The organism is Sphingomonas sp. Ag1, from assembly GCF_000980895.1.
Classification (GTDB): domain Bacteria; phylum Pseudomonadota; class Alphaproteobacteria; order Sphingomonadales; family Sphingomonadaceae; genus Sphingomonas; species Sphingomonas panaciterrae.
Genome location: NZ_LAZX01000093.1, coordinates 67,014 through 87,033, shown reverse-complemented (window position 1 = coordinate 87,033; position 20,020 = coordinate 67,014). Strand labels below are relative to the sequence as shown.

General features: G+C 67.8%; 19 protein-coding genes, 1 pseudogene and 1 riboswitch. Of the genes and pseudogenes, 5 read left to right on the top strand and 15 right to left on the bottom strand.

Features of this window, described 5'->3' with window-relative positions; translation table 11 throughout:
* Nucleotides 1-2: 2 nt before the first annotated feature.
* Nucleotides 3-737, bottom strand: a complete 735-nt coding sequence (locus tag XM50_RS12200) for a phosphatase PAP2 family protein (RefSeq protein WP_082103033.1) — start codon at nt 735-737, stop codon at nt 3-5.
* A gap of 117 nt (nt 738-854) precedes the next feature.
* Here XM50_RS12200 and relB point away from each other — a divergent pair, with 117 nt between their 5' ends.
* The 3 genes and pseudogenes from relB to XM50_RS12185 all read left to right on the top strand — a co-directional run.
* Nucleotides 855-1,073 (top strand): type II toxin-antitoxin system RelB family antitoxin, encoded by a 219-nt coding sequence (relB, locus tag XM50_RS12195; protein ID WP_046409818.1) that lies wholly within the window; start codon nt 855-857, stop codon nt 1,071-1,073.
* Complete coding sequence (locus XM50_RS12190) at nt 1,057-1,323, top strand: type II toxin-antitoxin system RelE family toxin (protein ID WP_046409817.1); 267 nt, start codon at nt 1,057-1,059, stop codon at nt 1,321-1,323. The genes relB and XM50_RS12190 overlap by 17 nt, the downstream gene beginning before the upstream one ends.
* A 77-nt stretch (nt 1,324-1,400) precedes the next feature.
* A pseudogene (locus tag XM50_RS12185) lies at nt 1,401-1,601 on the top strand (Txe/YoeB family addiction module toxin); the annotation flags it as partial.
* Between the two features lie 67 nt (nt 1,602-1,668).
* Here the strand turns inward: XM50_RS12185 and XM50_RS12180 are convergent.
* From XM50_RS12180 to XM50_RS12140, 9 genes are all read right to left on the bottom strand, one after another.
* Nucleotides 1,669-2,421: a helix-turn-helix domain-containing protein gene (locus tag XM50_RS12180; protein ID WP_046409815.1), complete on the bottom strand. Its 753-nt coding sequence runs from the start codon at nt 2,419-2,421 to the stop codon at nt 1,669-1,671.
* A gap of 130 nt (nt 2,422-2,551) precedes the next feature.
* The gene (thiC, locus tag XM50_RS12175) at nt 2,552-4,441 is read right to left on the bottom strand and encodes a phosphomethylpyrimidine synthase ThiC (protein WP_046409814.1); all 1,890 of its coding nucleotides are present in this window, start codon (nt 4,439-4,441) and stop codon (nt 2,552-2,554) included.
* A 44-nt stretch (nt 4,442-4,485) separates the two neighbouring features.
* Nucleotides 4,486-4,594, bottom strand: a riboswitch (TPP riboswitch).
* Between the two features lie 64 nt (nt 4,595-4,658).
* A complete protein-coding gene (locus XM50_RS12170; RefSeq protein ID WP_046409813.1) occupies nt 4,659-5,651 on the bottom strand; it encodes a ferritin-like domain-containing protein in 993 nt (330 codons plus the stop codon).
* 49 nt (nt 5,652-5,700) lie between these two features.
* A complete protein-coding gene (locus tag XM50_RS12165; RefSeq protein WP_046410007.1) occupies nt 5,701-6,711 on the bottom strand; it encodes a ferritin-like domain-containing protein in 1,011 nt (336 codons plus the stop codon).
* Between the two features lie 193 nt (nt 6,712-6,904).
* Nucleotides 6,905-7,588: a Fe2+-dependent dioxygenase gene (locus XM50_RS12160; protein WP_046409812.1), complete on the bottom strand. Its 684-nt coding sequence runs from the start codon at nt 7,586-7,588 to the stop codon at nt 6,905-6,907.
* Between the two features lie 66 nt (nt 7,589-7,654).
* Nucleotides 7,655-10,054 (bottom strand): TonB-dependent receptor, encoded by a 2,400-nt coding sequence (locus tag XM50_RS12155; RefSeq protein ID WP_046410005.1) that lies wholly within the window; start codon nt 10,052-10,054, stop codon nt 7,655-7,657.
* Nucleotides 10,055-10,143: 89 nt separating this feature from the next.
* Nucleotides 10,144-10,398: a ribbon-helix-helix domain-containing protein gene (locus XM50_RS12150; protein WP_046409811.1), complete on the bottom strand. Its 255-nt coding sequence runs from the start codon at nt 10,396-10,398 to the stop codon at nt 10,144-10,146.
* Between the two features lie 108 nt (nt 10,399-10,506).
* Nucleotides 10,507-10,779: a hypothetical protein gene (locus tag XM50_RS12145; RefSeq protein ID WP_046409810.1), complete on the bottom strand. Its 273-nt coding sequence runs from the start codon at nt 10,777-10,779 to the stop codon at nt 10,507-10,509.
* Between the two features lie 51 nt (nt 10,780-10,830).
* Entirely contained in the window at nt 10,831-11,100 is a 270-nt protein-coding gene (locus XM50_RS12140) for a hypothetical protein (protein WP_046409809.1), read from the bottom strand.
* A 164-nt stretch (nt 11,101-11,264) separates the two neighbouring features.
* On the opposite strand from XM50_RS12140, the gene XM50_RS12135 reads away from it, so the two are divergent.
* Nucleotides 11,265-13,316, top strand: a complete 2,052-nt coding sequence (locus XM50_RS12135) for a carbon starvation CstA family protein (protein WP_046409808.1) — start codon at nt 11,265-11,267, stop codon at nt 13,314-13,316.
* Nucleotides 13,313-13,492 (top strand): YbdD/YjiX family protein, encoded by a 180-nt coding sequence (locus tag XM50_RS12130; RefSeq protein ID WP_046409807.1) that lies wholly within the window; start codon nt 13,313-13,315, stop codon nt 13,490-13,492. The genes XM50_RS12135 and XM50_RS12130 overlap by 4 nt, the downstream gene beginning before the upstream one ends.
* A gap of 22 nt (nt 13,493-13,514) precedes the next feature.
* Here XM50_RS12130 and metH read toward each other — a convergent pair whose 3' ends face one another.
* The 5 genes from metH to XM50_RS12105 form a co-directional block, all read right to left on the bottom strand.
* The gene (gene metH, locus XM50_RS12125; protein WP_046409806.1) at nt 13,515-16,223 is read right to left on the bottom strand and encodes a methionine synthase; all 2,709 of its coding nucleotides are present in this window, start codon (nt 16,221-16,223) and stop codon (nt 13,515-13,517) included.
* A gap of 80 nt (nt 16,224-16,303) precedes the next feature.
* Nucleotides 16,304-17,377, bottom strand: a complete 1,074-nt coding sequence (locus XM50_RS12120; protein ID WP_046410003.1) for a homocysteine S-methyltransferase family protein — start codon at nt 17,375-17,377, stop codon at nt 16,304-16,306.
* A gap of 45 nt (nt 17,378-17,422) precedes the next feature.
* A complete protein-coding gene (locus XM50_RS12115; protein ID WP_046409804.1) occupies nt 17,423-18,175 on the bottom strand; it encodes an ABC transporter ATP-binding protein in 753 nt (250 codons plus the stop codon).
* On the bottom strand, nt 18,166-19,134 hold the full coding sequence (locus XM50_RS12110; protein ID WP_046409802.1) for a FecCD family ABC transporter permease: 969 nt from the start codon (nt 19,132-19,134) through the stop codon (nt 18,166-18,168). Before XM50_RS12110 ends, XM50_RS12115 begins: the two co-directional genes overlap by 10 nt.
* A complete protein-coding gene (locus tag XM50_RS12105; RefSeq protein WP_046409801.1) occupies nt 19,131-19,952 on the bottom strand; it encodes an ABC transporter substrate-binding protein in 822 nt (273 codons plus the stop codon). The genes XM50_RS12110 and XM50_RS12105 overlap by 4 nt, the downstream gene beginning before the upstream one ends.
* Nucleotides 19,953-20,020: the final 68 nt, after the last annotated feature.

Sequence of the window (20,020 nt, the reverse complement as noted above, 5' to 3'; positions counted from 1 at the left end):
CGTCAGGCGTGGGGGCGCAGCCGCAGCCAGGAACCCAGCGCCCACCAGGCGAGCGCCCACAGCGCGCCCGCGCTCCATCCGGCCAGCACGTCGCTGGGCCAGTGCACCCCCAGATAGACGCGGCTGAACCCGATCAGGCCGACGAGCAGGATCGCGGCGCCAAAGATGTACCAGCGCGCGGCAGGGCGCGAGACGATCTGCATCACCATCAGCGCAATGGTGAAATAGACGATCGCGCTGTTCCCGGCATGGCCGCTGGGGAAGCTGGCGGAGGCGACCTCCACCAGATGATCGACCAGCGCCGGCCGGTCGCGCCCGACCACTGCCTTACCGAGCGAGATGGCGAGCGAGCCCGAGATGGTGCCGCCCAGGACGAGCGCGGCGGTGAGGAAATGGCGGCAGGCGAGGAGCAAGCCGATGGTGAGCGCTACAAGCAACGTCAGCACCGTGCCGCCGCCCAGCGCCGTGATGTCGATCATCGACCCCTGCAGCCACGACGGGCCGATCGGAATTGACTGGTCGCCCGCGGTACGCAGCGCGAGCATGATCGCATGGTCGAAATCGAACTGCGTGCCGCGCGCGATCGTCCCGCCGAGCAGCGCGACGATCAGCACCGCCCCCGCCAGCGCCGCAAGCGCGATAAAGGCATAGGGTGGATGGGTGATCCCCTGCGGCGCGGTCTGATCCGGCGTGGCGGGCGTGTCGGCAAGATGCGCGAGCGGGGATTCGGGAGCCATGCCGGGGGGTGTAGCAGGGAAAGGCGGGTGCGCAGTCCCCTTGTTAGGGGGGCGGGCGGCGGCGGGTCGTTGAGCCTTGGGCGGCGTGTTGCTATATTGGTATAGCAGGAGGCTCAGATGCTGGCAGTACGATTGCCCGACGAAACTGAACGGCGGCTCGAAGCGCTGGCGCGGCGGACTGGCCGAACCAAGACCTTCTATGCGCGCGAGGCGATCGAGGCGCACCTGGATGACCTCGAGGATTTCTACCTCGCCGAGGAGCGGATGAAGGATTTCCGTTCTGCCGACGCGATTCCGCTCGCTGCGCTGAAGGCCGAGCTTGGCCTGGACGATTGAGTTCGTTCCGGCCGCGGCAAAGGAACTCAAGGCGCTCGACCGGCAGGCCGCCCGGCGGATTGTCAAAACGCTGGAAGAGCGGATCGCGGCCGCCGACGATCCCCGCACGATCGGCAGCGCATTGGTTGGGGAGCACGCGGGCTACTGGCGGTGGCGGGTCGGTGACTATCGCGTGATCGCGCAGATCGAGGATGAGCGGGTGACGATCCTCGTCGTGCGGGTGGCGCATCGCCGGGAGGTTTATCGGTGAGGCAAGTGACCCCGCCTGCGACGGTCGAGCCATTCTGCGAGATTTGATGTATCTGCTGAAACGGCGACGATCGGCGGGGGCTGGGACGCGTCAATGTGCTGATCAAGGAATGCCAGCGTGACGCGTTTCGCGGCACCGGGAAGCCCGAGCCGCTCGGCGGGAACCTGACCGGCTGGTGGTCCCGCCGGATCAATCGCGAACATCGGCTGGTGTACCGGGTGAGCGGCAGTGGCGACGCGCAGACGCTGGAGATCGCGCAGTGCCGGTATCATTATTGAGGATGGCGCGGGGCCGCGGCGCGGGCAGCGGCCCTTCTGCACCTCCGATCGGCAGACAGCTGGCGTCTTATTCGACGTAGATGCCGGCGACCTTCCAGGTCCCGCCTTCGCGATTGAGCGCAACCGTTTCGATGGCGCCTTTCCTGTTGGCGAAATCGGTGCGGAACTGGACGGTGCGATTGCCATTGGGCGGCGCGGGCGTGTCGATATCGCTGATCAAGGTGCGGGACACGACCTTGCCGAGCGGCAGGCGCACCTTCTGCGCGGCGGATTGCCAGTTTTCGAGTGTGCTGGCGGTGCGGAAGGACTGGGCGGTGGCGGCATAGCTGTCCCGCCAGTTGGCAGCGTCACCAAGCTCCAGCCATTCCCGTGCGGCCTTCGCGCCCTCGCTTTCGGTCAGGGGCACGGTGGCGGCTGACGGGGATTGGTCGGCGGGCTGGGTGATGGGACTGGTCAAGGCCAGCAGGGCAGCGGCGATGGTGATCATGGCAACTCCTCCGATCGCCCAGCCAGTCGCTCGCGACGATCGCGGCGTTGGTGGGGATAGAGGCTCATGGTGTTGATCGTGGCCGGGCTGCGCACCCCGTAATCCGGTGTCCCCGAGGATTTCGGGGGTCGTGCCTTCCGCCTCGCGGAGCAGCCGTGCGGCTTCCTTGCTGCTGGAGACGGCGAGCTTTCGGCGTGCGTCGCGCAACCGCTCGTTGATCGTATGGACCGATAGATCGAAGTGCCGCGCCATCGACTTGGCGTCGTGCCCGACGAGGAGCAGGCGAAGCGTCTCCTTCTCCTTTTCCGTCAGCGCCTCAACTCCGGGAGCCATCAAACCTCACGCTGTCCCACCTGATCCTGACACTGAGGCTAGCGGAGCGACCGGCAAGCGTGACCCCCAAAACGATTGTACCCGCGGCTGGTGGGCCGCGGGTACGGGAGAAACAATCGCGCGTGCGGTGTCAGTCGTGTTCGCGGTCACCGGCGCCCATGTAGAGCTCGCGGCCGGTTTCCTCGTAGACGTTGCTCATCTTTGCCATGCCGGCTTCCGCCTCTTCGGTGGCGATGAAGCCTTCGCTGCCCTGGTTCTGCAGCCGGGCGAAGTCGCGCACTTCCTGCGTGATCTTCATCGAGCAGAACTTCGGCCCGCACATCGAGCAGAAATGCGCGGTCTTGGCGCCCTCCGCGGGCAGCGTCTGATCGTGGTACTTTTCCGCCGTGTCGGGATCGAGGCTCAAGTTGAACTGGTCGCGCCAGCGGAATTCGAAGCGGGCGCGCGACAGGGCGTCGTCGCGCATCTTGGCGGCCGGGTGCCCCTTGGCCAGATCGGCGGCGTGGGCGGCGAGCTTGTAGGTGACGACGCCGACCTTCACGTCGTCGCGATCCGGCAGGCCGAGGTGCTCCTTGGGCGTGACGTAGCAAAGCATCGCCGTGCCATACCAACCGATCATCGCCGCGCCGATGCCGCTGGTGATATGGTCATAACCCGGCGCGATATCGGTGGTCAGCGGCCCGAGCGTGTAGAAGGGTGCCTCACCGCACGCCTCCAGCTGCTTGTCCATATTCTCCTTGATCTTGTGCATCGGCACGTGGCCGGGGCCCTCGATCATCACCTGAACGTCCTGCGCCCAAGCGCGCTTGGTCAACTCGCCCAGCGTGTAGAGTTCGGCGAACTGCGCCTCGTCATTGGCGTCGGCGATCGAGCCGGGGCGCAGGCCATCGCCCAGCGAGTAGGCGATATCGTACGCCTTCATGATCTCGGTGATCTCGTCGAAGCGCTCGTAGAGGAAGCTCTCCTTGTGGTGCGCGAGGCACCATTTCGCCATGATCGAGCCGCCGCGGCTGACGATGCCGGTCACGCGCTTGGCGGTGAGCGGGACATACGGGAGGCGGACGCCGGCGTGGATGGTGAAATAGTCGACCCCCTGTTCGGCCTGCTCGATCAGCGTGTCGCGGAAGATCTCCCATGTCAGATCCTCGGCGATGCCGCCGACCTTCTCCAGCGCCTGGTAGATCGGCACGGTGCCGATCGGCACGGGCGAGTTGCGGATGATCCATTCGCGCGTGTCGTGGATGTTGCGCCCAGTGCTGAGGTCCATCACCGTGTCCGCGCCCCAGCGGATCGCCCAGACGAGCTTGTCGACCTCGGTCGCCACGTTGCTGGCGACGGCGCTGTTGCCGATGTTGGCGTTGATCTTGACCAGGAAGTTGCGACCGATCGCCATCGGCTCGGATTCGGGGTGGTTGATGTTGTTGGGGATGATCGCGCGGCCGCGGGCGACCTCGTCACGGACGAATTCGGGCGTGACGTAATCCGGGATGGCGGCGCCGAAGCTTTCGCCGTCGCGGGCGTATTCGCGCAGCATCTCGCGGCCGAGATTCTCGCGCGTGGCGACGTACTCCATCTCGGGCGTGATGATGCCGCGGCGGGCGTAGTGCATCTGGCTGACGTTCTGGCCCGGCTTTGCGCGCAGCGGGCGCTTCACCACATTGGGGAAGGGCTGGACGCCGCCCGAGCGGTCGGGGCCGAGCTGGCCGTTATCCTCCGGGCGGATTTCGCGCGCGTCATAGGCCTCGACGTCGCCGCGGGCCATGATCCACTCGCGGCGCAGCGGCGCGAGGCCGGCGTTGATGTCGATGCGGACGGTCGGGTCGGTGTACGGGCCCGACGTGTCATAGACGTTGAGCGGGGGTTCGCCGCAGCCCGGCTCCAGATCGATCGCGCGCATCGCGACCTGCACCTTCGGGTTTCCGGGGACCGCAACGTGGATCTTGCGGCTGCCGCGGATCGGGCCGGTGGTGACGCCGATGGCGCCGCGTGCTGCTTCGATGGGGGAATCTACGTCGGCCATGTCTCACTCTCCAATAGCCGAAGAGCGAAAGACGGATTGCCGGTGGTGGCGCGCCGCTCCCTCCCTCCGCCGGTGTCAACCGGATCAGGTTCAGCGGGTCGGGGGCTCGTGCCCCCCTCTCAACCGCCGTCAGCGGTCCCCCGGGGATATGGCCGTTCTACGCGCCTTGCGGGACGCGGTAAAGCCGGGCGCGATCGGTACCGCGTCCGGGAGCAGGTCAATTGGCCGCGCTGGTCTTCACGTCGCCGTTCAGCCCGGCGGGGAAGAAGCCGCCCGACGAGACCGCGGCCTTGTTGAGGTAGAGCACGTTCAGCACCTGCGGCGCCGAGCGGCTGAAGGTGATGCCGTTGCCGTCCGCCGGCGTGATGTTCGCCGCGCCGTTCGCGCCGACCACGCCCTGGTCGAGATCGGCCCCGCCATCGAGCGAGTCGCGATAGTTGCTGAGCGTCACGGTCTGCGCGCGGATCGCGGGCCGTTCGTAGATCGCGGTGCGGATGAAGCCGGCATGATAGGCCTGCGCGCCGGCGATTCCCGTGAACGCCTCACGCGTGGCGTTGAGGTTGGCGAGCGCGACCAGCCCCTTGTAGGCGGTGACGATCACGTCCTGCAGGAAGAAGGCGCCGAGGAGGAAATTGTCCTCATTGGCATAAGGGTTGAACAACTCCCCTGCGCCGACCGTGGTGGCATTGCGCGCCGCGGTGGTGAAGGCGCCGTCGGCAGCGCCGGAAATGTTGATCGCCGGCTGCGCGACCCCCTCCGCCGCGATCAGGGTGCGCAGCGCCACGACGCGGGCGCGGGCATCCTGCGCGATCTCGCGCGCGCAGGCGGCGATCACGGCATCGGTGAAGGGCACGGTCGACCCACCGGTGACGGCGCCCGGCGTGCCCGTGCCGGTCAGCAGCGCCGCATCAAGGCCCGCGCCGGTGGTCGCATAGGAGAAATATTGCGCCTGGAGATATTCGAGCTGCAGCGCGAAGTTCAGCGCCGCGCGATCGGCGTTGCTGGTCGACGTCGGGGTCGGCGTCGGGCTGGGCGACGGATTGGGCGCGGGGCCGTTGTCGTCGTCGTCATCGCCGCCGCAGGCCGACAGCAGCGCAAGGCCCCCGGCGGCGATCGAGGCGCCCCCGGCAAGCTGGAGGAAACGGCGGCGTTCGGCGCGGCGCGCGGCGGCAGCGTCGAGCATCGGGGGAATGGTGTCCTGATCGGTCATGGCGATGGGATCCTGGAATCGAATACAGACGGGCGCGGCGCGCGCGGCCTCAGCCGGCGGTCGGCGAGGCCGAGGGCGTCGGGGTCGGGGTCGGGGTCGGCGCGGCCGTCGTCTTGATCGTGCCGTTCAGCCCGGCCGGGAAGAACCCGCCGGTGGAGATCGACGTGGCGGCGTTGAGATACAGGATGTTGAGCACCTGCGACGGGGTGCGCACAAACACCTGCCCCTTGCCGTTGAGCGGCGCCACATTGGCGACCGTCGCGCCCGAGGCGTTGGTGGTCGGTCGGACCCCCTGGTCGAAATCGCTGGTCGTGCCGTCCAGCGTGTCGCGATAATTGGAGATCGCCTCCGTCGCGTCGATCAGCGACGGCAGCGTCAGCCCGCGACGATAAAGGGCGAGGCGCACGGTGGCGGCATGTTCCGCCTCCACCTGCAGGATGCCGGCCACTGCCTCCGCCGTGGTCGGGGTGCCGAGGAAGCCGAGCACGCCGGCATAAGCGGTGACGCTGACGTCCTTCAGCATGTAGAGGCCGAGCAGGAAATCATTGTCGGTGCCATAGGGATCGAAGCCTGCCCCGGCGCCGACGAGGCCGGCCGCGCGCGCGAGCGTGCTGAACGCGCTGGTCGCCCCGGTGCCAAGGTCGATCGCCGGCTGCGCGACGGCATAGACCGTGCTGGCCTGCGCGCGCAGGAACTTCACATGCGCCAGCGCATCGGCAGCCATTTCCTGCGCGATGGAGGCGAGCGCGGGATCGGCAAAGGTCTTCTGCCGGCCGCCGTTCGCAGCGCCCGCCGTGCCGGTGCCCGAGGTATCGGCCGCCACCAGCGTCTTGCCGGTGGTGGCGACGGACAGGAAATTGGCCTGCAGATATTCGAGGTTCAGCGCAAAGTTGATCGGATCGACCTCTCCCAGCGACTGGGCGCTCGCCTTGGTGCCGAGCGCCAGCGCGCCCGCCCCGACCGCAGCGGCGCCGGCCACGGCAGTGAAGAAACCGCGGCGGTGCACCCCCGCAGCGCCGGACGCCTGCGGCGCCTCAATCAACGGATCGGTCTGCGACATCGCGGCTTCCTTCTTCCTGTGCGCGCGCACCGGCAGGCGCGTCACCGCCGGTGCGTAACTTCGTTCGCTGTCGGGTTCCTGAACGGATCGACAGCTTATCCTGTATCGCTAGCGGGAAACGCGGCGGAGGGGAATGACTTACGCATCGACCGGGCGCGTCCGCGCGCCCGCTACGGCTGGCCAGATGGCGCGATCAGGCGTCGGCCCAGCGGCGCAGCAGGTTGTGATAGACGCCGGTCAGCTGAATCACTGCCGGATCGCCCTGCCCCCGGTCGGCGCCGATCGTCTGCACCGCGCGGTCGAGATCGAACAGGATCCGCCGGTCGCCATCGTCGCGCACCATGGATTGCAGCCAGAAGAAGGACGCGACCCGCGTGCCGCGCGTGACCGGCGTCACGTGATGGAGGCTGGACGAGGGATAGACCACCGCATGGCCGGCGGGCAGCTTCACCCGCTGCACCCCGAACAGATCCTCGATCACCAGCTCGCCGCCGTCATAGTCGGCCGGATCCGCCAGGAAGAGGGTGCAGGAAATGTCGGCGCGGATGCGGAAATCGGTGCCGCGCTGGATACGGATCGCATTGTCGACATGCGTGCCGAACGTCTGGCCAATGCCGTAGCGGTTGAACAGCGGCGGAAATACCTTCAGCGGCAGCGTCGCCGCGAAGAACAAGGGCGAGCGGCCGAGCGCGTCGAGCACCATCTGCCCCGCCTCGCGCGCCGCCGCGCTGTCCTCGGGCAATTGCTCGTTGCGCTTGGCCAGCGCCGACTGATGGCCTGACGTCACATTGCCATCGACCCATTGCGCGGCGTCGATGATGCCGCGCAGCCGCGCGACCGCGGCGGCATCGAGCAGGTCGGGGATCGCGATCAGCATGGCGTGGCGTTCATCCTTGGCGGTCGGCGGGCGGAGGAAGGACGCGCCCTCCCCCCGCCCGCGCGATCAATAGCGGTAGGCGACGGTCAGCACCGCCGAGCGCGCGTCGCCCGGCGTCGCCCAGCCATTGTTGCGGATCCGCGTGAAATACAGTTCGTCGCCGATGTTCTTCACGTTCAGCTGCGCGGTCAGGTTGGGCGAGATGTCATAGGCCAGATAGCCGTTGTGCACCCAATAATCGTCCGAGCGATAGATCGTCGGCGCGGTCGCGGTCGGCAGGTTGAAGGCAAACATCCCCTGATAGGTGACGCCATAGCCGATCGTCAGCCCGAACGGCAGGCGATAGGTGGTGAACAGGCTGCCCGAATGATCGGGCGTGTTCTGCAGCGGCGCACCGCGCGCAGGATCGGGATTGGCGGGCGTGTTGCCGCATGCCGCGCCGGGATTGGCGAGGCAGTAATCGGACACCGACTGGAGCAGCTTGGGCTTCAGATAGGTGTAATTGGCGGTGATATCCCAGGCGGGCGTGATCTTGCCGGTCGCACCCAGCGAAATGCCATCGACACGTGAGCGGCCGTCCAGCGCCTGATCGGGCACGGTCGGATCGTTGGAGGCGACACGATATTTGTCGCGTTCGTTGCGGAACGCCGCCGCGGTCAGCAGCAGCCGGCCGCCGAACAGCTCCGCCTTGGCACCGATCTCGTAATTCTTGGCGGTTTCGGGATCGACGTTGCAGGTGGCGACGGTGCAGGCACCGTTCACGGCGTTCTGCGACGGCGTCATCGCATTGCCATAAGCGGCGTAGAGGCTGACCGCCTCGACCGGCTTGTACACCAGCCCGACGCGATAGGAGAACAAGGTCGCATTGTTGGTGAGGCGCGGGCCGGGGATGATCGGCCCTTGCGGTGTCGTCGCCGTTGCGCCGGTGTTCGCGGCCAGCGCGTCGGTCCGGTAATTGCCGCGATTGTCCTCCAGCCGCAGCCCGCCGTTCAGCTCGACCTTGCCGAGCTTCATCGTGTCGAAGAGGTAGACCGCCCAGTTGCTGAGCTCACCCCGCTGGCGGCCCGATTCCAGCCGATTGATCGGACCGGTATAGACGTTGCTGCCGTATACGCGGCCGGCGGGACCGGGCACCACGACATTTGGATTGGTGTAGTTGATCAGCGGGAAGGAGGCATAGGCCGCGGTGCCGTTCGGATTGCGGTACACGTTGCCGGTCGACAGCGTGAACTCCTCCCAGCTGTACGATCCGCCGAGCACCAGCGTATGTTCGATCGCGCCGGTGCTGACCGTCGCGCGCAGATCGAGCTGGTCATACATCAACAGGTTGGTGACATCGCGGTAATTGCCGCGCGGGCCGCCGATCAGATAATAGCCGACGGGTGTCGTCGTCGGGCAGGCCGCGCCGGTCGGCTGGACGTTGCCCGGCAGGCAATAGGTGCCCTGCGGCGGGCCGACGATCGAGAGCTGCTGCACATTCTGCCAGCGCGCGAGATTGCGCAGCGAGACCCGGTCGCTGAACTCATGTTCGAAGATCAGCGTCGCACGGTCGATCGTGATGTCCTGCGTGTCGACGTTGCGATAGCCGAAATAGTCGCTGCGATCGACGCCGGGCAAAGGCCCGTTGTTGAAGGCGTTCTTGTAATAAGGAACGCCATATTGCGGGATATTGTCGTCTTCCTCGTGGAAGTAATGCAGCGTCAGCCGCGTCGGCCCGCCCAGGCCGAGCGTGGCGGACGGCGCGATGCCCCAGCGCTTGTTATACTCGACATCGCGGCCCGGCACGTCATTGCGATGTGCCATGGCGTTCAACCGCAACGCCAGCGTATCGGTGGCGCGCACGTTCGCGTCGATCGTGGTGCGGTAATAATCGTCGGTGCCGATCCCTCCATCGACGCGGGTCGCGGTCTCCGCCTGCGGCAGCTTCGTGACGAGGTTGATCGAGCCGCCGACCGAACCGGCGCCCGAATAGACGGAATTGGCGCCGTTCACGACCTCCACCTGTTCGATCACGAACGGGTCGCCGCGGGTATATTGCCCGCTGTCGCGCACGTTATCGACGGTGATGTCGCTCGACGCCGAATAGCCGCGCAGCGTGATCTGGTCGGACGGCGCCACGCCGCCTTCCGCCGCGCCAAAGGTGATCCCCGGCACGGTCGACAACACGTCGCGCAGGGTGAGCAGGTTCTGCTCCTCGATCGTCTTGTTGGTGAGGATGGTGACCGTCTGCGGCGTGTCGCGCACCGGGCGCGTCGCCTTGGCGCTGGCCTGTTCGGAGGTCACCTGCTGCCCGGTGACGATGATGTCGTCGCGGCGGCGATCCTCGGTCGTCACCTGCTGCGGCGCGGGCGTGCCTGCGCCTGGTGCTGCCGTGCCCGCTGCCGCCTGCGCCGGCGCGCTGGCAATGAAGCCGACCGCTGCCAATGCGAGGAATGACGGCGCCCCCGCCGAACCCACCCGTTCCATCATCTCTCATGCCCCCCTGAACTGTATCAAATTGTGTCCGGGCAGCTATTGAGAGTCGTTCGCACTGTCAACGATAATGCGACTGATTATTACTTATTGTCCGCTTCCGACAGGATCCAGCTCCGCAGCGCGCTCGCTAGGTTGGGGGGGTCGTCGGCCGCGATGCGCAACGCATCGACCTGCGCCACGAGTGCCGACAAGGGCAACGCGCGGCGGACGGCGGCGCGCTCCAGCGCCTGCCAGAACATCGGTTCGAGGCTAATCGACGTGGCGTGGCCGGCGATGGTGATCGATCGCTTGACCGGGCCCGCGAAGCCCCCTGCCGGCGCGTTGATATTGGTCATGGCTGGATTGCATCGTGCGCGGGCAGGTGCTCGGGGCGGAGGGGCATCGCACGACCGTACAGCGAGGCGGCGGCGCAGCCTAGCCGCGCCGCCGCCGGGGACGCCGCGCTATTCGAGGTCCGCTTCGCTGACGACGATCGGGTTGGCGTCGGAATTGCGCGACAGCGCCGACAGCGCAGCGTCGCTCACCTGGTCGATGAAGCGATTGAGCATTTCCACCCCGTCGCCATCGGGCCGGTCGCCGCTCAGCGCCTCGAGCAGGTCATATTGCACGGCGAACTCGTAATCGTCGCCGTCGACCTCCGCGGTGAATTCCACCAGTTCGGCATCGATGTTGTCGAGAATGCTGTTGTTGTCGATTTCAATCTGGCCTTGCGCCATCCTAGTCCATCCTTCCGTGGGTCGATGTCCATGTCCGTTGCGGGCACGCGGTCAGGCCGGCAGCACCCGCACCAGATCGCCGATGCCATCCCCTTCGAACCTGTCCAGCGGCATTTCGGGGATCAGCCACACCGGACGCTCCAGCTTCAGCACCGCGTCGGCGCGCATCGCGGGGTCGAGATCCTGCCAGGCACGCACCGCCGTCTCGAGGCTGGTGACTTCGGGCACCGCCGCGTCGCCGCGCGGCACATTTTCCAGCGAGGCGCTCATCTTCCAGTCGATCGGCGGGGGGGTCGCCTCGCCCCAGGTTGCTTCGGCCATTCCAGTCTCCGGCTCGCTGCGGTTTCTTTCCAATTGCCTTATCGCCGGAGACGGCGGCACGGTTCCCGCGCGGTCGCACTGGAGATGGCAACGCGCATCGACTAGGGCGCGATCGAAACCGCCCGGCAGGCGTTGACGGTCAGGCGCGCAAGAGAGGATCGATCATGACGCGGCATCTTCCCTGGATTGCGCTGGCCATCGTCGGTGCCGTCAGCCTGGGCGTGGTCGCCACCGTCCGGGGCGAGCCGATCAACGCGCTGTGGATCGTCGCGGCAGCGATTTCCGTCTATCTCATCGCCTATCGTTATTATGCGCTGTTCATCGCGCGCGCGGTGGTCGGGATCGACCCGTCGCGCCCGACCCCGGCGGAGCGGCGCGCGGACGGGCTGGATTTCATCCCCACCGACCGGCGCGTCCTGTTCGGCCATCATTTCGCGGCCATCGCCGGCGCAGGGCCATTGGTCGGCCCGGTGCTGGCGGCGCAGATGGGCTATCTGCCCGGCACCTTGTGGATCCTCGCTGGCGTGGTGATTGCCGGGGCGGTGCAGGATTTCATGATCCTGTTCATCTCCATGCGGCGCGACGGCCGCTCGCTCGGCGAACTGGTGCGGATGGAGATGGGCGCGATTCCGGGCACGATCGCGCTGGTCGGCGCCTTCATGATCATGGTCATCATCCTTGCCGTGCTGGCATTGATCGTGGTGCGCGCGCTGGCCGAAAGTCCCTGGGGGCTGTTCACCGTGGTCGCCACCGTGCCGCTCGCGATGCTGATGGGCGCCTATACCCGCTGGATCCGCCCCGGCGCGATCGGCGAGGTATCGGTGATCGGCCTCCTTGGCCTCATCGCGGCGATTATCCTCGGCCAGTCGGTCGCGGAAAGCGCCGTCTGGGGCCCGATCTTCACGCTGACGCCGGTGCAATTGTGCTTCGGCCTCATCGCTTATGGCGCCATCGCCTCGTTGCTGCCGGTGTGGCTGCTGCTCGCGCCGCGCGACTACCTGTCGACCTTTTTGAAAATCGGCGCGATCGCCGCGCTGGCGATCGGCATCGTCGTGCTCGCCCCGCCGCTGCGCATGCCGGCGCTGACCGAGTTCGCCTTCTCCGGGACCGGCCCGGTCTGGGCCGGGCCGCTGTTCCCGTTCCTGTTCATCACCATCGCCTGCGGGGCCGTCTCCGGCTTCCACGCGCTGATTTCCAGCGGCACCACGCCCAAGCTGATCGCCAATGAGCGCGATGCGCCCTTCATCGGCTATGGTGCGATGCTGATGGAAAGCGCGGTCGCGATCATGGCGCTGATCGCGGCGTCGATCCTCGATCCCGGCATCTATTTCGCGATGAACGCGCCGACCGCGATCACCGGCGGCGACCCCGTCACCGCAGCCGCCGCGGTAACGGCGATGGGCTTCCCGGTGTCGGCGGAAACGCTGGCGAACACCGCGCGCGAGGTGGGCGAGACGACGATCGTCAGCCGGGCGGGCGGCGCGCCGACGCTGGCGGTCGCGATGGCGGAAATCTTCAGCGCGATCCTCGGCGGGCCGGGCATGAAGGCCTTCTGGTACCATTTCGCCATCCTGTTCGAGGCGCTGTTCATCCTGACCGCGGTCGATGCGGGGACGCGCGCCGGCCGCTTCATGCTTCAGGACCTGCTCGGCCTCGCCGCGCCGCGCTTCAAGGAAACCTCTAGCTTCCTGCCCGGGCTTATCGCCACCCTGCTGTGCGTCGGTGCCTGGGGCTTCTTCCTCTATCAGGGGGTCACCGACCCGCTGGGCGGGGTGAACACGCTTTGGCCGCTGTTCGGTATCTCCAACCAGATGCTGGCGGCCGTTGCGCTGATGCTGGCGACGGTGGTGCTGTTCCGTATGAAGCGCGATCGCTTCGCCTGGGTGACGATCGTTCCCGCCGGATGGCTGGTGCTGTGCACCGGCACGGCGGGGCTGATGAAGCTGTTCCACCCCGATCCCAAGATCGGCTTCCTCGCGCACGCTCAGGTCTTTTCGGACGCGATCGCGCGCGGCGAGGTGCTGAAGCCGGCGGCGTCGATGGCGGAGATGGGGCGGATCGTGTTCAACGACCGGATCGACGCGGCATTGTGCGCGCTGTTCCTCGTCGTGGTGGCGGCGATCCTGTTCTACACCGTGCGCACCTGCGTGGCGGCGCGGCGCATCGCCTCCCCAAGCGTGAGCGAAATCCCGCCCGCGCTGGAGATCGCACGATGAGCTTCCTCGGGCGCGTAGCCGAGACCGCACGGCTGATGGTCGGCCTGCCCGACTATGACACCTATTGCCGGCACATGGCCGATCGCCACCCGGAGCGCACACCGATGACCCGCGCGGAATTCTTCCGCGACCGGCAGCAGGCGCGGTACGGCAGCGGCGGCGGGCGCTGCTGCTGACCCGCCCGCCCGAACAGAACGTCTAGCTGAGGTTCGGCCGCAGCCAGCGTTCGACCTCATCCTTCGGCCGGCCACGACGCGCGGCATAATCGGCCACCTGGTCCTGCCCGATCTGCGCCACGCCAAAGTAAGCTGCGTCGGGATGGCCGAAGTAGAAGCCGGAGACTGCCGCGGTCGGCAGCATCGCCATGCTTTCGGTCAGCGTGATTCCCGCGACATCGCTCGACCCGTCAGCCAGCATTGCGAACAATTCCGGCTTCAGCGTGTGATCGGGGCAGGCGGGATAGCCCGGCGCCGGGCGGATGCCGCGATATTGCTCACGGATCAGCGCCTCGTTGGTCAGCTGCTCGTCGGGCGCATAACCCCATAGGGTGGTGCGGACATGCTGGTGCAGCCTCTCGGCAAAGGCCTCGGCAAAACGGTCGGCCAGCGCCTTCAGCAGGATGTCGTTGTAATCGTCGGTATCGGCCTTGAACCGCGCCAGATGCGGATCGATGCCGTGGATGGCGACCGCGAAGCCGCCCATCCAGTCGCCATGCGGATCGATGAAATCGGCGAGGCACATGTTGGCGCGCCCTTCCCGCTTCGCGACCTGCTGGCGAAGGAAGCACAGCCGGCGGCTGTCCTCGTTGCTGCGATTGAGGTCAGGCACGCGGATATATTCGGGCACGCTGCCGCCATCGGGGGTGCGATGGTCGTCCGAATGGCGATGCTGGACGAACACGTCGTCGCCATGGCGGTGACACGGCCACAGCCCGACGACGCCGCGCGCGGTGAGCCACTTCTCCGCGACGATCGTGTCGAGCATCGCCTGCGCATCGGCGTAAAGCGATCGCGCGCTTTCGCCAACGATCGCGTCATCGAGGATCGCGGGGAAATTGCCCGCCAGTTCCCACGAGCGGAAGAAGGGCGTCCAGTCGATCACCTCGCGCAGGTCGGCGAGATCCCAGTCGTCGAACCGGTGCACGCCGGGCTGGAGCGGTTCGGCAGGCTTCAGCGCCATGTCCGCCACGAACGCATTCTCGCGCGCCTTCTCCAGCGACACCAGGTTCGATCCGCTGGCGTTGGCGCGCTTGACGCGCACCTCGTCATATTCGGCCTTCGTCTTGGCGACGAACTCGGTCGATTGCGTGTCGGAGACCAATTGCGTGCACACGCCGACCGCACGGCTGGCGTCGAGCACATGGACCACCGCGCCCTTGTAGGCGGGGTCGATCTTCAGCGCGGTATGGACGCGGCTGGTCGTCGCGCCGCCGATCAGGAGCGGCATCGTCATGCCGGCGCGCTGCATTTCCTCCGCCACCGTCACCATCTCGTCGAGCGAGGGGGTGATGAGGCCGGACAGCCCGATCATGTCGGCATCATGCTCCACCGCCGCCTCGAGGATCCGGGTCCACGGCACCATCACGCCAAGGTCGACGATCTCGAAGCCGTTGCACTGGAGCACCACGCCGACGATGTTCTTGCCGATATCGTGGACGTCGCCCTTCACGGTCGCGAGCACAATCTTGCCCTTGCCCTTGGCCCCCGGCTCCTTCGACGCCTCGATATACGGCAACAGATGCGCCACCGCCTTCTTCATCACGCGGGCGGATTTCACCACCTGCGGCAGGAACATCTTGCCCGATCCGAACAGGTCGCCGACGACGTTCATGCCGTCCATCAGCGGGCCTTCGATCACCTCGATCGGCTTTGCCGCCTGCTGCCGCGCCTCCTCGGTATCCTCGACCACGAAGGCGTCGATGCCGCGCACCAGCGCATGTTCCAGCCGCTTGGCGACCGGCCAGCTGCGCCATTCCAGCGCGGCGCTGTCGTCGGCGACGGCGCCCTTCTGCCCGCGGAACCGCTCGGCGATCGCGATCAGCCGCTCGGTCGGCGTCTCGTCCGCCGAGCGCGCCGGGCGGTTGAGGATCACATCCTCGCACGCCTCGCGCAATTCGGGGTCGATCTGGTCATAGACGTCGAGCTGGCCGGCGTTGACGATCGCCATGTCGAGGCCCGCGGGGATCGCGTGGTAGAGGAACACCGAGTGCATCGCGCGGCGCACCGGCTCGTTGCCGCGGAAGCTGAACGACAGGTTGGAGAGCCCGCCCGAGAAATGGACGTGCGGGCAGCTCGCCTTGATGCGCTTCACCGCATTGATGAAATCGACGCCGTAATTGTTGTGCTCGTCGATCCCGGTCGCCACCGCGAACACATTGGGGTCGAAGATGATGTCCTCCGGCGGGAAGCCGATGCCGGTCAGCAGCGTGTAGGCGCGCTGGCAGATCTCGACCTTGCGATCCTCGGTGTCCGCCTGCCCAACCTCGTCGAACGCCATGACGACGACGGCGGCGCCATAGGCCATGCACTTCCTGGCCTCGGCGAGGAATTTCTCCTCGCCCTCCTTCATGCTGATCGAATTGACGATCGGCTTGCCCGACACGCATTTCAGCCCGGCCTCGATCACCTCCCATTTGGAGCTGTCGATCATCACCGGCACGCGCGCGATGTCGGGTTCGGCCGCGATCCGCTTCAGGAAGGTGGTCATCGCCTCGACCGCGTCGAGCAGGCCCTCGTCCATGTTGACGTCGATGATCTGCGCGCCGTTCTCGACCTGGTTGAGCGCGACGGTGACGGCGGCGTCATAGTCGCCAGCCATGATCAGCTTCTTGAACGCCGCCGATCCGGTGACGTTGGTCCGCTCACCGATGTTGACGAACTGGGTGGAGGAGGTGGGTTGGGAAGCCATGATATCCAGTATTTTCCGTGCGTGCCGGGCGTGCCCGCGACACGGCCGCGCGGGGGCGGCCGGCAACAGGGAAGCCGCGCCTAGGCGGCCATGGTGAACGGTTCGAGCCCGGCGAGCCGCGTGCGCACCGGCGGCACCGGGATCGCCCGCGGGGCCAGACCGCGCACGGCGTCGGCAATCGCCTTGATATGCGCCGGCGTCGAACCGCAGCAGCCGCCCAGCACGTTGACCTGCCCCGCGTCGGCCCATTCCCGGACCAGCCCGGCGGTCGTCTCCGGCGCCTCGTCATAGGCGCCCAGTTCGTTGGGCAGGCCGGCGTTGGGATAGACCATGATCAGCGTGTCGCAGATCTCGCTCAGCGTCTTCACATGCGGGCGAAGCTGCTGCGCGCCGAACGAGCAATTCAGCCCGATCGTCACTGGCTTCGCATGGCGCACGGCGTGCCAGAACGCCTCCACCGTATGGCCCGACAGATTGCGACCCGACAGATCGGTCAGCGTCATCGACAGCATGATCGGCACGTCGCGCCCGATCGCGGCGCCCGCCTCCTGCGCGGCCATCACGCCGGCCTTGGCGTTCAGCGTGTCGAACACCGTCTCGATCAGGACGAAGTCCGCCCCGCCCTCGATCAGCGCATCCGCCTGTTCGCGATAGACCTGCTTCAGATAGTCGAAGTCGATCTCGCGAAAGCCGGGATCGTTGACGTCGGGCGACAGCGACAGCGTCTTGTTGGTCGGCCCGATCGCGCCGGCGACGAAGCGGCGGCGGCCGTCACGCGCGGCATATTCGTCAGCGATACGGCGCGCCATGGCGGCGCTTTCGACGTTGATCTCGCGCACCAGATTCTCGGCGCCATAATCGGCCTGGCTGATGCGATTGGCCGAGAAGGTGTTGGTTTCCGCGATATCGGCCCCCGCCTCGAAATAGGCGCGGTGGATCGATTCGGGCACCTCCGGCTTGGTCAGCGCGAGGATGTCGTTGTTGCCCTTCTGGTCATGGCCAAGGCCAAGCGTGCCGGCATAATCCGCCTCCGACAGCTTCCAGTTCTGGATCTCGGTGCCGAATGCCCCGTCGGTGACGAGGATACGCTCGCGCGCGGCATCGAGCAGGGCTTCGCGGGCGCCCTCGGGCGCAAGACTGGCGTGGCTGGGCATGAAGCGCAGCATATAAAGATATCTTTATATGTTCAAGCCAGGTGGTCAGAGCCTTTCATCAGGCACGATCACGCGGCGGCCGTCGGCGCGTGCGAGCACCTCCACCCCAACCCCATAAGCCGCGGCGAGGTGCGCATGCGTCATCACCCTGTCGGTGGCGCCATGCGCGAGCACGCGGCCGTCCTTCAGCAGCAGCACCTCGTCGGCGATCGCGGCGGCCTGGGTCAGGTCGTGCAGCACGACGACGACGCCCATCCCGCGCGTCGCCGCATCCCGCAGCAGCGCCAGCGTCTCGAGTTGGTGCAGCGGATCGAGGCTGGCGAGCGGCTCATCGGCGAGCAGCCAGCGCGGCTCGCCGGCCAGCACCCGCGCGAGCAATACACGCGCGCGTTCCCCACCCGACAGGCTGCGCACCGCGCGCTCGGCCAGATCGATGGTGTGCGTGGCCGCAAGCGCCCGCTCCACGGCCGCCGCGTCGCCGTCGCCGTGCGGCAGGCGGCCGAGCGCGACCAGATCGCGCACACGCATGTTCCAATGCACCACCGAATCCTGCGGCAGGTAGCCGATCGCCTTGGCGCGCTCGCGCGGCGACAGCGCGGCGACAGCGGCGCCGTCGATGCTGACCGCGCCACCCTCCACCGGCACCAGCCCGGCGGCGGCGCGCAGCAGCGTGCTCTTGCCCGCGCCATTGGCGCCCAGCACCACCGTCACCCGGCCGGGCGCGAAGGCAGCGTCGACGCCGTGGAGGATTCGCCGCTGCCCGAGCGTGACGGCCAGATCGCGGGCGATCAGCCCCATGACCGCCCCCGCTCGCCCAGCAGCAGGGCGAGGAAGAAAGGCGCGCCGATCAGCGCCATGGCGACGCCCAGCCGCACCTCACCCGCGCCGGGCACCAGCCGGCAGAGCGTGTCTGCGCCGAGCACCAGTGCCGCGCCGCCCAATGCGCTCGGCACCAGCAGCGCAGAAGGCCGCGCCCCGACCAGCGGGCGCAGCAGATGCGGCACGACCAGCCCGACGAAGCCGATCACGCCAGTCACTGCGACACCCGCGCCCACCGCCAGCCCCGTTCCCGCGATGACCAGCGCCTGCAAGCGCCTGAGGTCCACGCCCAGCGATCGCGCGGCGTCGCTGCCCAGCGTGAGCGCGTCGAGGCTGCGCCCGGTCAGGAGCAGCAACACCGCGCCCGCCAGCATGAACGGCGCGGCATGGGCCAGATCGGCGAAGCTGCGATCGGTCAGCGCGCCCATCAGCCAGTCGAGCACCTCGGCCACGACATAAGGATTGGGCGCGATCGAGATGAGGAAGGCGGTGAGCGCCGCGGCAAGGCTGGCGAGTACCGATCCCGCCAGCACGAAGGCGGCCGGGCTCTCCGCCCGCCAGGTGAGCGCGGCGAGCAACGCCATCGCCCCGATCGCCGCCGCCATCGCCGCAGCGAACACGCCCCACTGGCTCGCCACCCCCAGCACCAGCGCGGCGACCGCCCCTAGCGCCGCGGCGGAGGAAACCCCCAGCACGCCGGGGTCGGCGAGCGGATTGCGCAGCCATCCCTGAAGCACCGCGCCCGACAGGCCAAGCACCGCGCCAAGCACCGTCGCCAGCAACGCGCGCGGCAGCCGCAGTTCGGCGATGATCATCCAGCGCGGATCGCCCGACCACCAGGCGTCCAGCGGCACCCACGCCTTGCCCGCCATCAGCGAGCCGGCGAACAGCAGGAGGACGAGCAGCAGCAGCGCGGCGTTCAACGGCACGCGGCTCATGCGCCAAGGCTCCGGCGGATCGCGGCAAGCCGCTCCAGCGCGAGCGGGATCGTCGGCCCGCCGCAATTGACGAGCGTGCGGGGAAAGGACGCCTCGCGGGTCGCTGCGCCGCTCGCCGCGAGCAACCGGCGGCGCATCGTCGCGGTGCGCCCGCCAGCGTCGGAGGACAGGATCGCCGCGGGTGGATCGGCAACGATCGTCTCCACCGGCAACCGCCCGGTCATGGCGAGGCCGTAATCGGCGGCGGCATCGCGCAGCCCGACGTGGCCCATCATCTCGTGCAGCAGCGTGCCGTCACCATTGGCAAGGTCGCCGCCGATGAACAGCAAGGCGGACGGGCCGGGCCCGTCGCCACGTGTCGCTGCCAGCGCGCCGGCGATTCGCGCGTCGAGCGCTCCGCCCCGCCGCGTTGCGCCGACAGCGGCGGCGACCTCGGCGATCTGCGCGCGGCTGGCGGCGATCGTCGTGGGGGAATCGAGGTACAGGGTCCGCAGCCCCGCGCGCTCAAACGCCGCGCGGGTCGCGGGCGGCGTGAAGCTGCTCGCGATCACCAGATCGGGCGCGAGCGCGATCACCTCCTCCGCCGTTCCTGCGGTGGCGCGAAACTGGCGCGCCACGTCGAGCGGGAGCGAGGTGGCGCGGGGATCCTGCGAATAATGGCTGATCGCGGCGATCCGCTGCGGCGGCACCAGCGCGAGCAGCAACTGGTCCGCGCACGGGTTGAGCGAGACGATCCCGCCACCCCGCTCGCCGACGCGCGCCGGCGCCGCGCCGGAACAGCCGGCGAGCAACAGCGCAAGGAGCAGGATCAGCCGCATCGATCGTCAGCCTACCGCTCCCGTCCCCGCCCCGTCGCGATCAAAATGAACGCGAGGGGGCGGCGGCG